At 40.2% G+C, this 14,858-nt stretch carries 14 protein-coding genes; 4 read left to right on the forward strand and 10 right to left on the reverse strand.

From position 1 onward, the window contains the following. Nucleotides 1-42 precede the first annotated feature (42 nt). Both ACYPZI_RS01770 and ACYPZI_RS01775 read left to right on the forward strand, forming a co-directional pair. The gene (locus ACYPZI_RS01770) at nt 43-768 is read left to right on the forward strand and encodes a biotin--[acetyl-CoA-carboxylase] ligase (RefSeq protein WP_459598160.1); all 726 of its coding nucleotides are present in this window, start codon (nt 43-45) and stop codon (nt 766-768) included. A gap of 45 nt (nt 769-813) precedes the next feature. Further along, nucleotides 814-1,446, forward strand: a complete 633-nt coding sequence (locus ACYPZI_RS01775; RefSeq protein ID WP_459598010.1) for a class I SAM-dependent methyltransferase — start codon at nt 814-816, stop codon at nt 1,444-1,446. Nucleotides 1,447-1,544: 98 nt separating this feature from the next. Here ACYPZI_RS01775 and ACYPZI_RS01780 read toward each other — a convergent pair whose 3' ends face one another. From ACYPZI_RS01780 to eco, 4 genes are all read right to left on the reverse strand, one after another. Continuing rightward, nucleotides 1,545-1,709, reverse strand: coding sequence for a hypothetical protein (locus ACYPZI_RS01780; protein ID WP_459598012.1), 165 nt, complete (start codon nt 1,707-1,709; stop codon nt 1,545-1,547). Nucleotides 1,710-1,785: 76 nt separating this feature from the next. Further along, entirely contained in the window at nt 1,786-2,304 is a 519-nt protein-coding gene (locus tag ACYPZI_RS01785) for an SPOR domain-containing protein (RefSeq protein WP_459598014.1), read from the reverse strand. A gap of 102 nt (nt 2,305-2,406) precedes the next feature. Then, nucleotides 2,407-3,678, reverse strand: coding sequence for a serine--tRNA ligase (gene serS, locus ACYPZI_RS01790; RefSeq protein WP_459598016.1), 1,272 nt, complete (start codon nt 3,676-3,678; stop codon nt 2,407-2,409). A 110-nt stretch (nt 3,679-3,788) separates the two neighbouring features. Then, a complete protein-coding gene (eco, locus tag ACYPZI_RS01795; protein WP_459598018.1) occupies nt 3,789-4,262 on the reverse strand; it encodes a serine protease inhibitor ecotin in 474 nt (157 codons plus the stop codon). Nucleotides 4,263-4,472: 210 nt separating this feature from the next. Between eco and ACYPZI_RS01800 the strand changes: the two genes are divergently transcribed. Both ACYPZI_RS01800 and ACYPZI_RS01805 read left to right on the forward strand, forming a co-directional pair. After that, a complete protein-coding gene (locus tag ACYPZI_RS01800; protein WP_459598019.1) occupies nt 4,473-5,252 on the forward strand; it encodes a LiaI-LiaF-like domain-containing protein in 780 nt (259 codons plus the stop codon). A 9-nt stretch (nt 5,253-5,261) separates the two neighbouring features. Then, nucleotides 5,262-6,077, forward strand: a complete 816-nt coding sequence (locus ACYPZI_RS01805; protein ID WP_459598021.1) for a LytR/AlgR family response regulator transcription factor — start codon at nt 5,262-5,264, stop codon at nt 6,075-6,077. A gap of 32 nt (nt 6,078-6,109) precedes the next feature. On the opposite strand, the gene ACYPZI_RS01810 is transcribed toward ACYPZI_RS01805, so the two are convergent. From ACYPZI_RS01810 to ACYPZI_RS01835, 6 genes are all read right to left on the reverse strand, one after another. Continuing rightward, a complete protein-coding gene (locus ACYPZI_RS01810; RefSeq protein ID WP_459598023.1) occupies nt 6,110-7,189 on the reverse strand; it encodes an SGNH/GDSL hydrolase family protein in 1,080 nt (359 codons plus the stop codon). A gap of 90 nt (nt 7,190-7,279) precedes the next feature. Next, nucleotides 7,280-8,608 carry an alpha amylase family protein gene (locus ACYPZI_RS01815; RefSeq protein WP_459598161.1) on the reverse strand — a complete coding sequence of 443 codons (1,329 nt, stop codon included), beginning with the start codon at nt 8,606-8,608 and terminating at the stop codon, nt 7,280-7,282. A 142-nt stretch (nt 8,609-8,750) separates the two neighbouring features. Continuing rightward, the gene (locus tag ACYPZI_RS01820; protein ID WP_459598025.1) at nt 8,751-9,998 is read right to left on the reverse strand and encodes a phosphodiester glycosidase family protein; all 1,248 of its coding nucleotides are present in this window, start codon (nt 9,996-9,998) and stop codon (nt 8,751-8,753) included. 20 nt (nt 9,999-10,018) lie between these two features. After that, nucleotides 10,019-11,425: an alpha amylase family protein gene (locus ACYPZI_RS01825; RefSeq protein ID WP_459598027.1), complete on the reverse strand. Its 1,407-nt coding sequence runs from the start codon at nt 11,423-11,425 to the stop codon at nt 10,019-10,021. A 19-nt stretch (nt 11,426-11,444) separates the two neighbouring features. Then, entirely contained in the window at nt 11,445-13,190 is a 1,746-nt protein-coding gene (locus ACYPZI_RS01830) for a DUF5018 domain-containing protein (RefSeq protein WP_459598029.1), read from the reverse strand. A 22-nt stretch (nt 13,191-13,212) separates the two neighbouring features. Next, the gene (locus tag ACYPZI_RS01835) at nt 13,213-14,856 is read right to left on the reverse strand and encodes a RagB/SusD family nutrient uptake outer membrane protein (RefSeq protein ID WP_459598030.1); all 1,644 of its coding nucleotides are present in this window, start codon (nt 14,854-14,856) and stop codon (nt 13,213-13,215) included. Nucleotides 14,857-14,858: the final 2 nt, after the last annotated feature.

A 14,858-nucleotide genomic window follows, 5' to 3' on the forward strand; every position in this document is an offset into this window, starting at 1 on the left:
ATAAAAAAATTACCACAAAAAAAAAGAGAAAAATACTACAACATAATCCATGTCAAAGACTGTGATTCGACAAACAATGCTTTGTCCGAAATAAATAAAATAAACAGGCACGAAGAAGGAACAATCTTCTGGTCCGACTCCCAGTCAGCAGGAAAAGGCCAGCGTGGAAACAAGTGGGAATCGGAGAGGGGAAAGAATCTGCTGTTTAGCATGCTTCTTTACCCGGAAGTAAAAGCAAACAAGCAATTCATTATTTCACAGATTGTTTCATTGGCCGTAGCCGAATGTCTCTTAAGCTATACAGAAGATATTACCATTAAATGGCCGAATGACATATATTGGAAAGAGAAAAAAATCTGTGGTATACTGGTCGAAAACAGATTGAATGGAGACAATATTGAACAATCCATAGCAGGTATAGGCATCAATATTAACCAGAATAAATTCATCGGCGATGCACCTAACCCTATATCCTTAAAGCAGATAACAGGAGAGCGGCACAATCTTTTCGAAATACTGGACAACGTCAGAGTTAATATCCTCAACTACAATCTGCAATTACAATCCGGAAATATAAATTCTATCCGGAAACGCTATAAAGAACTTTTATTTCGCCGCGAAGGTTATCATCCGTATAACGACGGAACAACCGGTTTCGTAGCTAAAATAAAGGATATAGAACCTTCAGGATTATTGCTTCTCGAAACAAAAGAAGGGATAGAAAGGCGGTTTGCATTCAAAGAAGTAAAATATATTCTGCAAGCTTAGCCTCGTTATTAATAAAAAGAACTTCAATTATCTAATATATTTCCTATGCAAAATGACTATTATACCTTGAAACGCAAAGAAATTCATCCTTTTATACCCACTAATATCAGGCGCACATTAGATGTAGGATGTGCTTCCGGTAATTTTTCAGAGCAATTGAAAGCTGAAAAAAACGTAGAGGCATGGGGCATAGAAATGGTTGAAGATGCTGCAAATGAAGCAAAATCGAAATTAGACAATGTTCTTTTCGGCACATTCGATGAAGTCTACAATTCTTTACCGAAGAATTATTTCGATTGTATCTTTTTCAATGATGTACTGGAGCATATGATATATCCCGAAGAATGTCTTGTCAGGGCAAAAGAAAATCTGGCCGGCGGAGGACATATTCTGGCATCGATACCCAACATGAGATACATTGAAGTGCTGCGTGAACTGATTTTTAAGAAAGATTGGGTGTACAAAGACTCCGGGATTCAGGACAAAACTCATTTACGTTTTTATACAGAGAAAAGCATGAAGCGTATGATAGAAAGCTGCGGGTACAAGATAGAACGCATGGAAGGTATAAACGGTGTAGGCCCTTATTGCCTGACATCGTTCATAAATCGATTACTATTCAATCGCCTGAAAGATATAAAGTACAGGCAATACGTAATACTTGCATCTGCGAAATAACCATAGTACATGACAAAAAATATTTTATATATATTTAAAAGGCTTATTATGTTGCCCTTACAGGGCGCAGTTCCTTCGGTTGTCATCTCACCGGGGTGTTACCCCGGGCTGGAATATATCAGGCTTTCAGCCTGTTTCTTTCCACGATGCCCTGAAGGGGCTACATAATATAGCCCAATGGCAACGCCTTGGGTGGGAAAACGAAATCCCCTGAAACCACGCCCTGTAAGGGCAATATAAGATTTTGTAATATTTTTTGTCATGTACTATGAAAATAATATAAAAAAATTAGAGGCTGAACCCTTTTGGGACAGCCTCTTTCTAATATTTTATCAAGAATTAATATTCTCTTTGCAAGATCCACCAGTCATTGAACGGAATACCATATTTATTCTTCAATGTAGTTGCATCGCCTAATCCATGGAATTTGGCCAAGATTTCGTTTTTCTTTGCAACGGCTTGTTCTTTCGAATCGTAGCTGGCAATAATCACACGGTACATGCCTTGATCGTTACGAGCAAGAATAATGTTGTATCCTTCGTTCTCCATTCTTTGTTTCAACGATTCAGCGCCCGGTTTCATTGCCATAGCGGCAATAACCACACTATAAGCTTTCAGGCCGGAAGCATCGCTTTCATATACAGGTGTGACCTTTTCTTTTCGTACAGACTCTGTGCTATAAGATGGAGTTGTAGTAGCCGGCTTAGATACAGAAGTTGACGTTGTAGCATTTTCTTCTAGTTCTCTTTCCTTCGCAGACTCATATACTGACTTATATGCACTTTGTTTTGGTTTACATGAACCGAATGCTATAACACAGGCTAAAGCTAATCCGATTCCAACTAATTTTTTGTTCATATTCTTTTATATTATATAGTTTTCCATTTTAACGTTAACACAAAAATAATGATAAACTATTTACTCTAACGTTTTTTTTAACCAAATAGTTTGTTTTTCACTTTAATTAATAAATTCGAAACCTGTGTATGGCACTAATGCTTCCGGTATGCGGATACCGTTCCCGGTCTGGTTGTTTTCCAGCAATGCAGCTACAATACGAGGCAGGGCGAGGGCGCTTCCATTCAGGGTGTGTGCCAGTTGTATCTTCTTGTCGGTATCACGATAACGACATTTCAGCCGATTAGCCTGATAACTTTCAAAATTTGAAACAGAACTTACCTCCAGCCAACGTTGCTGGGCTGTGGAAAACACTTCGAAATCGAAAGTAAGAGCCGATGTAAAGCTCATATCACCACCACACAAACGGAGTATACGCCAAGGCAATTCAAGTTCTTCAACCAGCGTTTGCACATAAGCTACCATCTCTTTCAACGACTCGTAAGAATGTTCCGGCTTATCGATGCGTACAATCTCTACTTTGTCGAACTGATGCAAACGGTTCAATCCACGGACATCCTTACCGTATGAGCCTGCCTCGCGACGGAAACAAGCCGAATAAGCCGTATTTTTTATTGGCAAATCTTTTTCTTCAAGAATCGCATCCCTGTATATATTCGTTACCGGAACTTCTGCCGTGGGTATCAGGTACAAATCATCTACTGACGCATGATACATCTGGCCTTCCTTATCTGGCAACTGGCCTGTTCCGTAGCCGGAAGCCGCATTGACGACATAAGGCGGTTGTATTTCCAAATATCCGGCATCGCGGGCTTTGTCCAGGAAGAAGTTAATCAAAGATCGCTGCAATCGGGCGCCTTTTCCTTTGTAAACGGGAAATCCCGCACCGGTTATTTTCACACCGAGTTCAAAATCTATCAGATCATATTTTTTTGCTAACTCCCAATGAGGAAGAGCATTTTCGCCTAAATCGGGAATCACGCCGCCGGATCTCTCCACTACATTGTCTTCAGCCACACGTCCCTCAGGCACTTCGTCAGAAGGTAAGTTAGGAATAAGCACGAGCAAATCCTGCAAATCTTGTTCAGCCTGACGCAACGTATCTTCAAGGGCTTTATTTTCGCTCTTAATTTCCGCCACACGATTTTTCGAGGTTTCCGCTTCGGCTTTCTTGCCTTCTTTCATTAGCTGACCGATATGTTTTGACAAAGTATTCGATTCGGAGAGAGCAGCATCAAGAACTGTTTGTGCTTTTTTTCTAGTCCGGTCTATCTCCAAAACTTTCTCTATTATCTCTTTTCCGTCGAAATGCTTCTTAGCCAGTTTCTTTATCACCAGCTCCGGATTTTCACTAATGGTTTTCAGCGTCAACATAATCGGTTTTTATTATTTAAGCTGCAAAGTTATAAATATTTTAAGAACAACTCTGAAAAAATGTCCGATATATGCAACATATACCGGACATCTCTTTGCTTATTATTCCTTTATTTCACTACCGACACTTTTTCTTTATCGGCTTTCCATATCCTGTATTTTATGTCGTAACCTATCGGGGCATATATTACAATGGGTAATTTGCTGTTATACCTTACGATCAATGTTTCTGACGAAACAAATTTGTTCTCTTCGGGTTTATTGCAAGCCTTCATTGTCGATGCTGTTTTACCTTCCGATGTAAATTCATAATAGGTATATCCCCATCCTTGTAGATCTTTCTCTTCAAGTTTACCGATCAAGGTATGACGGTTACAGTCTACCATCATCATTTTACCGGGGATAATTTCCACCTTAAATTTCGATTCATCGGATTTCTTAGGCAATTCTATCACATACCTTACCATACCATTTGATGCAGGAGGAAATGGTTCTAAGTTTTGTTTCACCTGTGCATTCACTAAAGGAGCAAATAACATGCTCAATAGAAATAATACTGTTGTTAATTTCATTCGTTTTTTCATTCTTATATAATTTACTTGATTAGTCTTTTTCATCTAGATGCATATTAGATTAACAAATCCACACATGAAAGAGTTTTATATTGTTTTTTTAACGAACTTTAAAACCCATTATAACTAATTCATCGGGAAAAAGTAAGCATTCACCGATTTGTTCTTGCCTATTATTACTAGCTGTATAACTTTGCAATAGAAATTATAAAGACGGACATTATGGAAACCGAAAAAAATTATTTATTCAAAAGAGGAAGAAACAGAGGAGGTAAAGGTGTCGGATTCGCATTATTCCTTATCCTTCTGGGCGGCATATTTTTATTCCTCAACCTGGGGATAATACCCGAAATGTACAGGCCATTGCTCATCTCGTGGAAAACGCTCCTTATTGTAATTGGCTTGTGGACATTAATTATTAAAAGAGAATATATAGGCGGAGTAATCTTAATAGCCATCGGTACATTTTTTCTCTACCCCACCCTATGTTCGGTATTTCCCGAATATTTCGTACGTTTCGATATAGATATGCGAACATATTGGCCCGTTATTTTAATATTTATTGGTATTATGCTGGTTATCGGCTGGTTATTTCCTCAGAAGAAAGCTCACCGCAAAAAACAAAAATGGGAAACAGACACAAGAGGTGGTTATGAACAGTTCACCGATTATATTGACAAAAACGTGATGTTCGGCAGTTCGGAACAAATCATTTTATCCGCCAACTTTCAGGGAGGTGAAGCCAATGTTATGTTTGGCGAACTGATAGTAGATTTGCGAAAAGCAAAGCTCGCCGAAGGAGAATATGTGCTACAGCTGAATGCCGTATTTGGCAGTGTAGTCCTGTATGTACCGTCAGAATGGCATGTAGAAACACGAAGCAGCACTTTTCTAGGTTCTTTCGACGATCAACGGCGTCAGAATATGGAAATAATAGATAGTACATCTAAATTGATCATCAAAGGAAGCGCTATGTTCGGTAGCGGCGAAATAAGAAACTGATAGACAATAATGGAAAACCGGCATATACTATTTATCCATATACTCATTGCCCTGATAGTTGCTTTGGTCCTATACATAAGCACCAAGCCTTTGCTCAGTATCACTGAAACAATATTAGTGACCGATGCCATAGCTGCCGGATCTATTCTTTCTACTTTGTTTTTCTTTTTAAAGAATATTGTAAAGTATAGCCATTTCTCCTCTTTGCTTTTACGCCAAAGGTTGATTAATTACAGTGCACTGGGATTGTTGTTTGTTACCGGTTGGCTAGGTATAGAATATATTGTCCTGTATATATCATTTCCGGCAGGAGAATGGGAAGAACTGCTTCCAACCCTCCCTATACGAATCGTGATCGCGATGCTGATCTACTGCCTGATAATTCTTATATATCCGGAAAGTATTCATGAAAACGGTAACAAACCGGAAGAAGACGGGAGGAAAGAGGAGGCTGCAAACGTCCTGCCGGAAAAGAATGAGGAGAAAGCGATTGAACCAATTGAGCGCATCGTCGTAAAGAACGGGCAGAAAATAGATGTTATCATGATACCCGAAATAATCTGCATAACAGCAGAAGGCGACTATGTTATGATACATACCGGAAAAGGCAAATTCCTGAAAGAACAGACTATGAAGTCGCTTGAAGTGGTATTACCATCCGATAAGTTTGTCCGCGTGCACCGGTCGAGTATTGTAAACGTAGAATTTATTGCCCAAATAGAACTTTACAATAAGCAGAACCAACTATTGAAGCTGAAAAATGGGATTCAGGTTAAAATCAGTTTAACCGGTTACAAGATATTGAGAGATACTTTGGGATTATAAATAGCCCGATATTCAATAGGATTAAGAAACTTTTAAGGCTTCAAATACTTTTGAATATAAGGGTATAGATATTCTGCATAGCGCATAAAGCCCAAATCCGTAAAATGGGTGCCGTCGACAGTGGCTTCATCATCTATGCCGATCATTCCGGCAGATGAAATAAGTTCTATATTTTTCTCTCCTGCTGTTAACAGATCGCTAAAGACTTTATGCAAAGCTTCGTTCTTCGCGACTACAGTATTTTGCATATAGCCATCGAATTTTCCGTGCGGGAATACAGGGTTTTCAATGAAAAGTATTGGTATTTGAGGAGATTTCTTACGTATAATGTCATAGAAATTCTTCATTTTCTGCTCTATCTGCTCAATATTTACATTTGGCATAAAGTCGAGAATAATCAAAGAAGCATCGTGTCCTGCGATAATTTCCGCTATTTCATAGTCCAATTGTCCATTACCACTGAAGCCCAGATTAATAAATTCTCTATTAAACCATCGGGATAAAATATTGGTATGCGCCATTCCCGCACGGGAAGCACAGCCACCTTGCAAAATACTGGTACCATAGCAGATAACAGGCTTTTCTGTCTTTGGTAATTGTTTTTGAGGTTGTGAAATCGTAGCCGTAGAATCTATTCCGATCTGAAGATTTTCCACACCATCATATAATGGAAAATACAAGAGAAATTCTTTTGCATCACTGGTCATATTCGAGATAATAGTAGCGCTATTTTTCTTATCATTCGAATTAGGGCGCGCTGAATTGACAAATTCCCATTTATCATTTTGCAGACAATAGAGATCGAAGCCCTTAATTCCTGTCGGGGTCATATGGTTCATACTCCTGTTTTCAGTCAGAGTCCATTTCAAACCTATAGAAGTACTGTTCGATACAAATCTCATGTATAGTCCGGCTGTGTTTTTCCCAAGTTCCCAAACAGGTGGCCTTGTCATCGTTTTAAGAAAAGCCGGTAACCTTTCGTAACGAGTTTCGGTCTGCTCCGATATTTTACCGAATAAGGGAAACAGGCTGCCATCATAATATACTAACTGTGCATTTACAGACAGACACACAACAAACGCACATACCGATAATAGAAATTTATTTTTCATTGCTCTAAGGTATTTAATCATAACAACCTACTAACCATATCAAAGATAGTAATTAGTAAGTTGTTAAAAAAATAATCAACCACCCATTTATTATTTTATCATCCCCCCTTTTCTCATTCCCTGCTCAACTTCCTTCCACAAATCCTTTGTTATGATATGCACGATGTCAAAGAGCATAACTCCATCTGATTTAACCAGATTCATTTCTATCGAACGAGTAAGATCTTCCGGCTTTTTATAAAACTGATCAACAAGAATGCCTCCACTAAACTCTTTTCCTCCCAAAATCGTACGCAAATGATTACAAGATCCTTCTACGCTATACCATTCACCCGATTGAGCCTGACTATCAGTTTCGTTCCATACACTTTTGTTATGCGAACGATAATCGGCCGTCGATATATCCGTATAGTAATTTCCTGTAGTATAGAGGTCTAAAAGCTCCGCATAGCCATATTTCTTATAGCCAGGTGTCGCCCAATCAAAGTATTTATCAGGATTATACGTATTGCTGGCAAAATTAACACCCACCTCGTAATAAGAAGGATACCAAGCCCCGGTATATGTGCCAAAGGAAATATTCGGATTCACTGATTTCACCTCATCTCGTGCCAATTTCATAAAGTCATAAATATTTTTTGTCCGCCATTCTATCCATTTCAAGAAATATTGTCCATTCTCACGGTAGTATTTTCCGTCGTCGCCTTTCTTCCATTTGAATATATCGTCAGGAAAATTCTCAACAGTTTTTCCTATATACTTTTCAAATAAAGATTTTGAAAGAGCAGAAAAATCCGTACTTATCCCGTCATATCTGACTCTGTCGAGTATAAAGCCATCAAGCTTCGGATATTTGGCAGTAACTTCTTTCAATATATTAATAATGTGCTTCCTGAAATCTTCATTCATTGGATTTACCATTGCCGAATACTTATTCTTTTCTTCAGTAATGGGTATAATTCCCTTTTCAGGATGATAAACCATAGAAGCCCATTCGGGATGACCGGAATAGATCAGTCCCCTATCGAAATAATTATGCCCAGCGACAAATACATTAAGAGACGCGTGTACTTCTATTCCCAGAGTATGAGCCTTTTCTATAAAATGGCCCAAATAATCGAATTTACCTCTTTTTGCTCCATGCCACTCTTCCATACGAGGAGCATATTGGCTGTCATAAAGTACCTCGCCTGTTATCGGACGGATATCTACTACGGCATGAGTAAAACCTAATTTGCCTATCTTCTCCAAATAAAAATCAATAGAGTCTTTACTGCTGAATCGTGCAAAATTGGCTTCGGCATCGAACCACATCAAAGCTACTTTTGCAGGTTTTTCTTTTATTTCTACCCTTTTCTTGCAAGCAGCCGGCAAAGTCAATAGTAAGCTTGCGGCAATACAAAATATATACTTTGTCAATCTAAACATAATATCGTTATCTTATTTTACAGTTTTCTTCAATAAATTTCGTATCAATAGACAGTAATTTTTTCTACAAATTCAGTATTCCCTTTCAAAGGGAATACTGGATTTATGATAGGTTTATACAATCAATTATTCTCTATTTCAGAACAACCGCAGAAGTTATAAGCCTTTGCTCACCATCCGATGGCTTAATGGTTTCCTTGCCATTTATCAACATGCAGCTTGAACCTCCACCATCTAAATTGAGTGCTTCTACACAACCCAGATCCCGCAATATTTTGGCTGTTTCCGCCAAAGTAAATCCCGGGGTATTGGCTGTCATGTTGCGACCTTCGCAAACAAACAATATGAGCCTGCCGTCGCCTGTAGAACCGATAGCCGTACGCGGATTATTGATAGTGGCTCCCACATCGGTAGTTTCTTTAAACATCTCGTTCTCGTAAGTATTTACAACCACTCCGTTTTTTATCAATACCGGTCCTGCTCCAATACCTGTCTGTGCCGTATATGTCCGCGCACCGTCTAAAGATGGAAATACTGCCGGTTGAGTCGGTTTTGCTACCGGACTTGAATAAGCATAGGTCGATGTATTGGGTGTAAGAGCCCATTCGGCTTTATATTCATTCCCTTGTATATGACTGAATATGCCACGTGCAGGAAGGTAATAATTCCCATCTCCCGGCCATACATCTTGTTGTGCGCCGATCACAACAGAACCATTGCGACAGACTAAACTCAGGTTATAATATCCACTTTGATATGTGAAATAACCTCCGTTTATAATTACAGGATAATTACCCTCCGCATAAAATTCCGCAGGCGTTTTAGCCCCTGATAGTTTTTTCCCTTCTACGATAGTGCCACTTAAAACAACATCAAATGTCCTGCCGGTGTTTACTTTAGCTACAGCGATGTATGCTACTGCATTTTTCCCTTGCAATTGAGCCGGAGATTTGTAAACGCGGATACCTTTAGGCAAGTCACCAAAGTCGGTAGATTGCGGCCAACCTTTGTATGGGCCAACCGGCTCTTCTATCTCCTTCACTTTTATAGTATAAGAATATTCTTTGCCTCCTACCTTTATCGTGAACTTAGGAGATGCAGTCAGATCGTAAGTAGCCTCTGCGGAAGATGGACTAACCATTGTAACACCATCTTTTAGCTCCAATTTTATTTGTACATCAGATAATACCTGGTCTTCTACCAATTCTACCGAAACCTGATGGATAAAATTATCTATTGTTATATTTCCGGCCACCTTATTAAGAATACTTACCGATTCTATATGGTCAGATAAATCAATCGTTGAATTATTATCCTCACCACATGCACCAGTAAAAATTAAAAGAAGACCTGCTAATAAAAAATTAAAAATCTTTTTCATATGATTATGAATTTAAGTCATTATTTTTTTACCGGTTTTAAATAGTTATCAATACCGGTTTTAACACGTTTCCACTTTTCAGGCATCAGTTTCAAGTGAATCATATCAAACAGGAAATAACCGTCACTTGCGTTTATAGCAGCATCTACCGAGTTTGTAACACCATCGTAGATAACCGCGTCGGAGAAATCTCCTCCACCGCCCCATCCATAGTTACCTACATCGGGGCCTCCGACAACGAGCGATTCTCCTTTTATCAGTTTTTTTGCCCTCGAACAAAAACCCTGCACGGTCCATTCGCTTGTACCATAAATAGAGGTTGGCGCGGCATACGCGCCTATGAGCGTTACATCCATCAAGTCGGCAAAACCATATTTCTGATAGTTACTGCCGGCCCATAGTGAATAATCAGCAGCAGTATTGTAGTTTGGACTAGCCCAGTTTACACCTACACCGTAATAGTCGGAATACCATCCACCAACATATACGCCAAAGGTTATATCAGGATTTTTAGCCTTTACCCGGGTACGTGCTTTTTCCATAAAATCATGAATTACCTTCACCCTGAATTCGAGCCATTGTTTGAAATAAGGAGGCAATGAAGCAGGAAGGCTGGCTGTTTTTATATCCGCACGCATAACATCGTCAGGGAATGAAACACTTTTACCCAGATAGGACTCAAACTGGGTACGGCTTTCATTCGAAAAATCGCTGTCCAATTCATCGAATCGGGCACGATCGAGAATGATACCATCCAGATTCTGATAAGCTGCCAAATCTTCAAGCATTCCCAATAGATAACTCTGTACTTCTACATTCGCCGGATTGAAGAAACGAGCGCCATCTCTCCCTACATCCATTGCATTGCGAATACCCGAAGTCGTAAGCAATTGCGTTGCCCAAGCTTTCTTCGTCGCATCCCGAAACAGCATACCTTCTCCACCCAACGAGGTCTTATTGCCCCCTGCCATAGTATTGAATCCTGCAAACACTTTCAGTTCCAATTCATGCCCTATTTCGATAAATGCATTCAGATAATCCCATGTAGCCGTACGGTTAACCTTACTGTACACTCCGTTTACCCATGCGCCAAGCCACTTCACCTGATCAACTTTAGTCGTAGAGAACAGGACATCGCCCGAAGGCGGACGCACATCTACTATGATATGAGTAAATCCGGCATTCTTGGCCAATGTCAGGTCGCGACGAATATTATCGCGGCTATTGGCAAAATCAGGAAAATTGGCAGAGGCATCAATCCAGATGAAACGTGGTTTAGAGCCATCGCTTGTCCCCGGATCGGGTGTCTCCGGATCCTCCCATTCCCAAGGAGGAACACCACTTTCTTTATCCTTGCATTGTGCCATCAGGAATGGCACAACACAAAGAAAAGAAATAAAAAATATTTTATTCAAACGAAAATTCATATCTGATTTATTTCCTGTTTTACATATCAACGCAGTCGAACTGCACACCTACTATATAACCGTTTGTAAACATGAAGTATACATATAAGAAGAACCCATCAGCCGATTGAACGAATGCTACATCGCCGGTAGAATTGCCATTTGCGACACCGGACCCGTTCAAAGCTCCGTATTTATGCAATTCGCACGCCCATTCAACAGCGCCTCCAGCGCCCCACGGTCCACCCCACGAGTTATATTCGGCTGTAAAGGAATCCACACTGGCAGCATTCACCAGATATATCATATCGGCTTGTCCCCAAGAAAATCCGTTGACATAATTAACCAGCGTATAAGGAATCTTATTGAATACCGTATAAGCCACTGCATTAGAGACGAAGTTACTGTTTACATTCACCAATGACTTCCTCACTGTATTGTTGCTGCCATTTACCCAGTTCAGCATAGGATATATATTTCCGTTTTCACCGGAGATGTGATCAGAATATCTTGCGACAAAGTAGTCGGCATTTACATCTGAAGCCGAAGTGGAAACGACATCGACATTGGTTGTCCATGTCAGACCGCTGACAGTAACAATATCAGGTGTTTGCGACTGCAAAACGCCACCTGTCACTCTCCAACGGGCGAACTGGGCACCTGTACCATTATGTAATGGAGCGGTAATAATCGCATCACCGTCGATATTTCCCTGAACAGAAATCTTACGCCCGACCGCTAATGTTGTGTTTGCCGTCCAGTCTATAAAGAGTTCAGGTGTTCCCAATAAAGAATTTAACTTCCAGACCTTGAACGTTCCTGCATTTTGCGCCAGATTACCAATAAGTATATGGCCCGCGTCATCGGCTGTATTGTACATATCATACAAACCGCCGCCTGTAAACGAAACATCTAACGGGCTTAACAAAGCTCCGGTTTTTGAATCGATTACGATATTCTGATTCGAGCGCGTACTGATCACCACATAATTCCTAGTCGCGGCCAAACCTCCGTGATTATTAGCCGGCGCGCCTAAATCCGCGATCAGCTTTTTCTCAAACAAGATTTTCGCACTACCCGGACGTATTCCGCCCGGTAACTTGGACGGTACGGCTTTCTTCACAGTATAGGTCGCTTTGGTTGTTCCGTCATGCGCTGTAACCGTAAACGTCTGGTCTTCGTTGTAGTTGAGAGCTGTAGTACTTGGATCAGGGCTAATAGTTGCATGAGGCGACAGCCTAAATTCAGCAAGCTGGGATGATAAGTCTTCAGCCGAAACCAACGAGATTGTCTTCGTAGTTTCATTTACTATTCCGGAAATAGAGAATCCCGGCAAATTAAATTCTTCAATCGCACAGGCTTTACTCTTCACTATTTCGCCTCGTATAGTATATTCACGCACCCTTTTCATTTGATCGACAACCGTAAAGGTATGTGATTTACCTGAACTCAGATCCAGATACAACAACGCGGGCGATACATTCACATTATCATCCAGATTAGCGCTGATACGCATTTTGGTTAACATATCCTGTGTCACCTCATTATCACTGTTCGCCGGATAATAATAAGAAACAGGAATAACTATATCAGAATTACCTTCGGTGATAGTTGCGGTAAATTTGCCATTATTTTCGTCAAGAATATTGCCATCGGCATCTGTAAAGAATGCCGAAATACTATTTATGCCGTTATTTGCTGTAGAAGGTACCAGATCATCGGGTGTTTGACATCCGAAAAGAAACAGGATAGCTCCTACAATGAAAATATTGAGTTTATTTTTCATATCCTTTGATTTAAAAGTTTATTTATTTCCATTCATCATATTGCTCAATGGCAGAGTTGTTATTGAGTTCAGTATTAGGAACCGGAAGCACATATGTTTTAGTCAGGAACTTACGGTTTTGTTTATCGCAGTCTACATACTGATATGTATAACTCCCTGCTGTACCCGAAATTTTCATACCATGCACACGATAATTGTTATAGCCTTCCGGATAGTTTTTATCAGCCAGACGCCAGCGGCGCATGTCCCAATATAGATGACCTTCGTAAGATAATTCGATCTTACGTTCCTGTTGTATCGCTTCAAATAAATCATTCCCGGATAGACTTGTAGCTGTAGGAAGGCTCACCCTGTCGCGCACGGCTTTTACATCTTTCAAGGCATCGCTTGGCTTATTCAGACGATAAAGAGCTTCCGCGCGGTTCAAATAAACTTCAGCTAAACGAATTTCGACTAATGTTTGCGAACTTAAATAAGTAGTTATATCGGTCAATTTTTCGTCTCTCAGTTTACGCAGGTAATATCCTGTTGTAGTCTTGCCTTTTGGATAGGTTTCTGTCCCATATTCCAAGTAGGCGCCATTTGTACCATTTACAGAATTTTCCATTGTTTTGCCTTGCCATTTACAACCATTGTATATAATAGTCGCCTGAAAACGCGGCTCAAGATTCTCGTAAGGAGGACGAAGGCTTGTACCTGTTTCGGTATGCCATGTAGTCCAGTCTACTTTTGTACCATCGCTTTTTTCGTAAGCTTCTACCATTTCTTGAGTAGGAGCTCCGGCTCCACCTACATCGACAGCTTCGCCGTATGTAGCATAAGCAGCGTCGAAATTATGATTCGGCCCTGTAACCAGATAGTTATATTCGAGTATCGATTCTGAATTATTCCCATTCCAAGAATCTTCATATTTAGCAGTCAACGAATATTTATTTAAACTAAACACCGCATCGGCAGCATCTTTAGCGGATTGCCAACGTTCGGCATACAACATAGCTCTTGATTTGAATGCATAAACCGCACCTTTGGTTACTCTTCCTTTATTAGCGGCATCCCATTCTATCGGTAAAACTGTCGCGGCAAAATCAAGGTCTGCTTCTATCAGATCCCAAGTTTCTGTAGCTGACGAGCGATTTTTATCTTTCACGAGGTTCATATCAGTATATAGAATCACCCCTCCGTGGCGTTTAGCCAGTTGGAAATACAAATAAGCCCGCATGAAACGCGCTTGCCCTTCGAAGAGAGTATTGGTATTTTCATCGAAAGTAGAAAGATTGTATAATCCTACCAAGAATTCGTTTATTCTGCGGATGCGTTCATAGGTTACACCCCACACATTTAACAGGTTCTGATCAGGTCCGATCCTTTCGGGATTGAATACAACCATATTCGCGTCACCTGCCCGGCTTCCTGACACTGTCGAACCGTATTTAAAGGTTTCGGTCAAGCCCTCGGTCAAGTTCCCATTGAATTGAGACGGACTTGCAAACATCCCATAGCGGTCGATATACGCCAAAAAAGTATTGCAGTACAATGTTGCCGTATTCACATCTTGCCATACCAATTTGTCAGAAATCCGATCGGTAGGTGTCACATCGATAAAATCGTCACATCCGGAGGTAAAAATCATCAAGAAAGCGATTATCGGATATATTATTTTTTTCATAA

It is taken from the genome of Dysgonomonas reticulitermitis, from assembly GCF_054601275.1.

Excerpts from the sequence above, each read along its gene's own strand:
- ACYPZI_RS01775 (WP_459598010.1), top strand. The coding sequence starts at position 814 with ATGCAAAATGACTATTATACCTTGAAACGCAAAGAAATTCATCCTTTT.
- ACYPZI_RS01780 (WP_459598012.1), bottom strand. The coding sequence starts at position 1,709 with ATGACAAAAAATATTACAAAATCTTATATTGCCCTTACAGGGCGTGGT.
- ACYPZI_RS01785 (WP_459598014.1), bottom strand. The coding sequence starts at position 2,304 with ATGAACAAAAAATTAGTTGGAATCGGATTAGCTTTAGCCTGTGTTATA.
- serS (WP_459598016.1), bottom strand. The coding sequence starts at position 3,678 with ATGTTGACGCTGAAAACCATTAGTGAAAATCCGGAGCTGGTGATAAAG.
- eco (WP_459598018.1), bottom strand. The coding sequence starts at position 4,262 with ATGAAAAAACGAATGAAATTAACAACAGTATTATTTCTATTGAGCATG.
- ACYPZI_RS01800 (WP_459598019.1), top strand. The coding sequence starts at position 4,473 with ATGGAAACCGAAAAAAATTATTTATTCAAAAGAGGAAGAAACAGAGGA.
- ACYPZI_RS01805 (WP_459598021.1), top strand. The coding sequence starts at position 5,262 with ATGGAAAACCGGCATATACTATTTATCCATATACTCATTGCCCTGATA.
- ACYPZI_RS01810 (WP_459598023.1), bottom strand. The coding sequence starts at position 7,189 with ATGAAAAATAAATTTCTATTATCGGTATGTGCGTTTGTTGTGTGTCTG.
- ACYPZI_RS01820 (WP_459598025.1), bottom strand. The coding sequence starts at position 9,998 with ATGAAAAAGATTTTTAATTTTTTATTAGCAGGTCTTCTTTTAATTTTT.
- ACYPZI_RS01825 (WP_459598027.1), bottom strand. The coding sequence starts at position 11,425 with ATGAATTTTCGTTTGAATAAAATATTTTTTATTTCTTTTCTTTGTGTT.
- ACYPZI_RS01830 (WP_459598029.1), bottom strand. The coding sequence starts at position 13,190 with ATGAAAAATAAACTCAATATTTTCATTGTAGGAGCTATCCTGTTTCTT.
- ACYPZI_RS01835 (WP_459598030.1), bottom strand. The coding sequence starts at position 14,856 with ATGAAAAAAATAATATATCCGATAATCGCTTTCTTGATGATTTTTACC.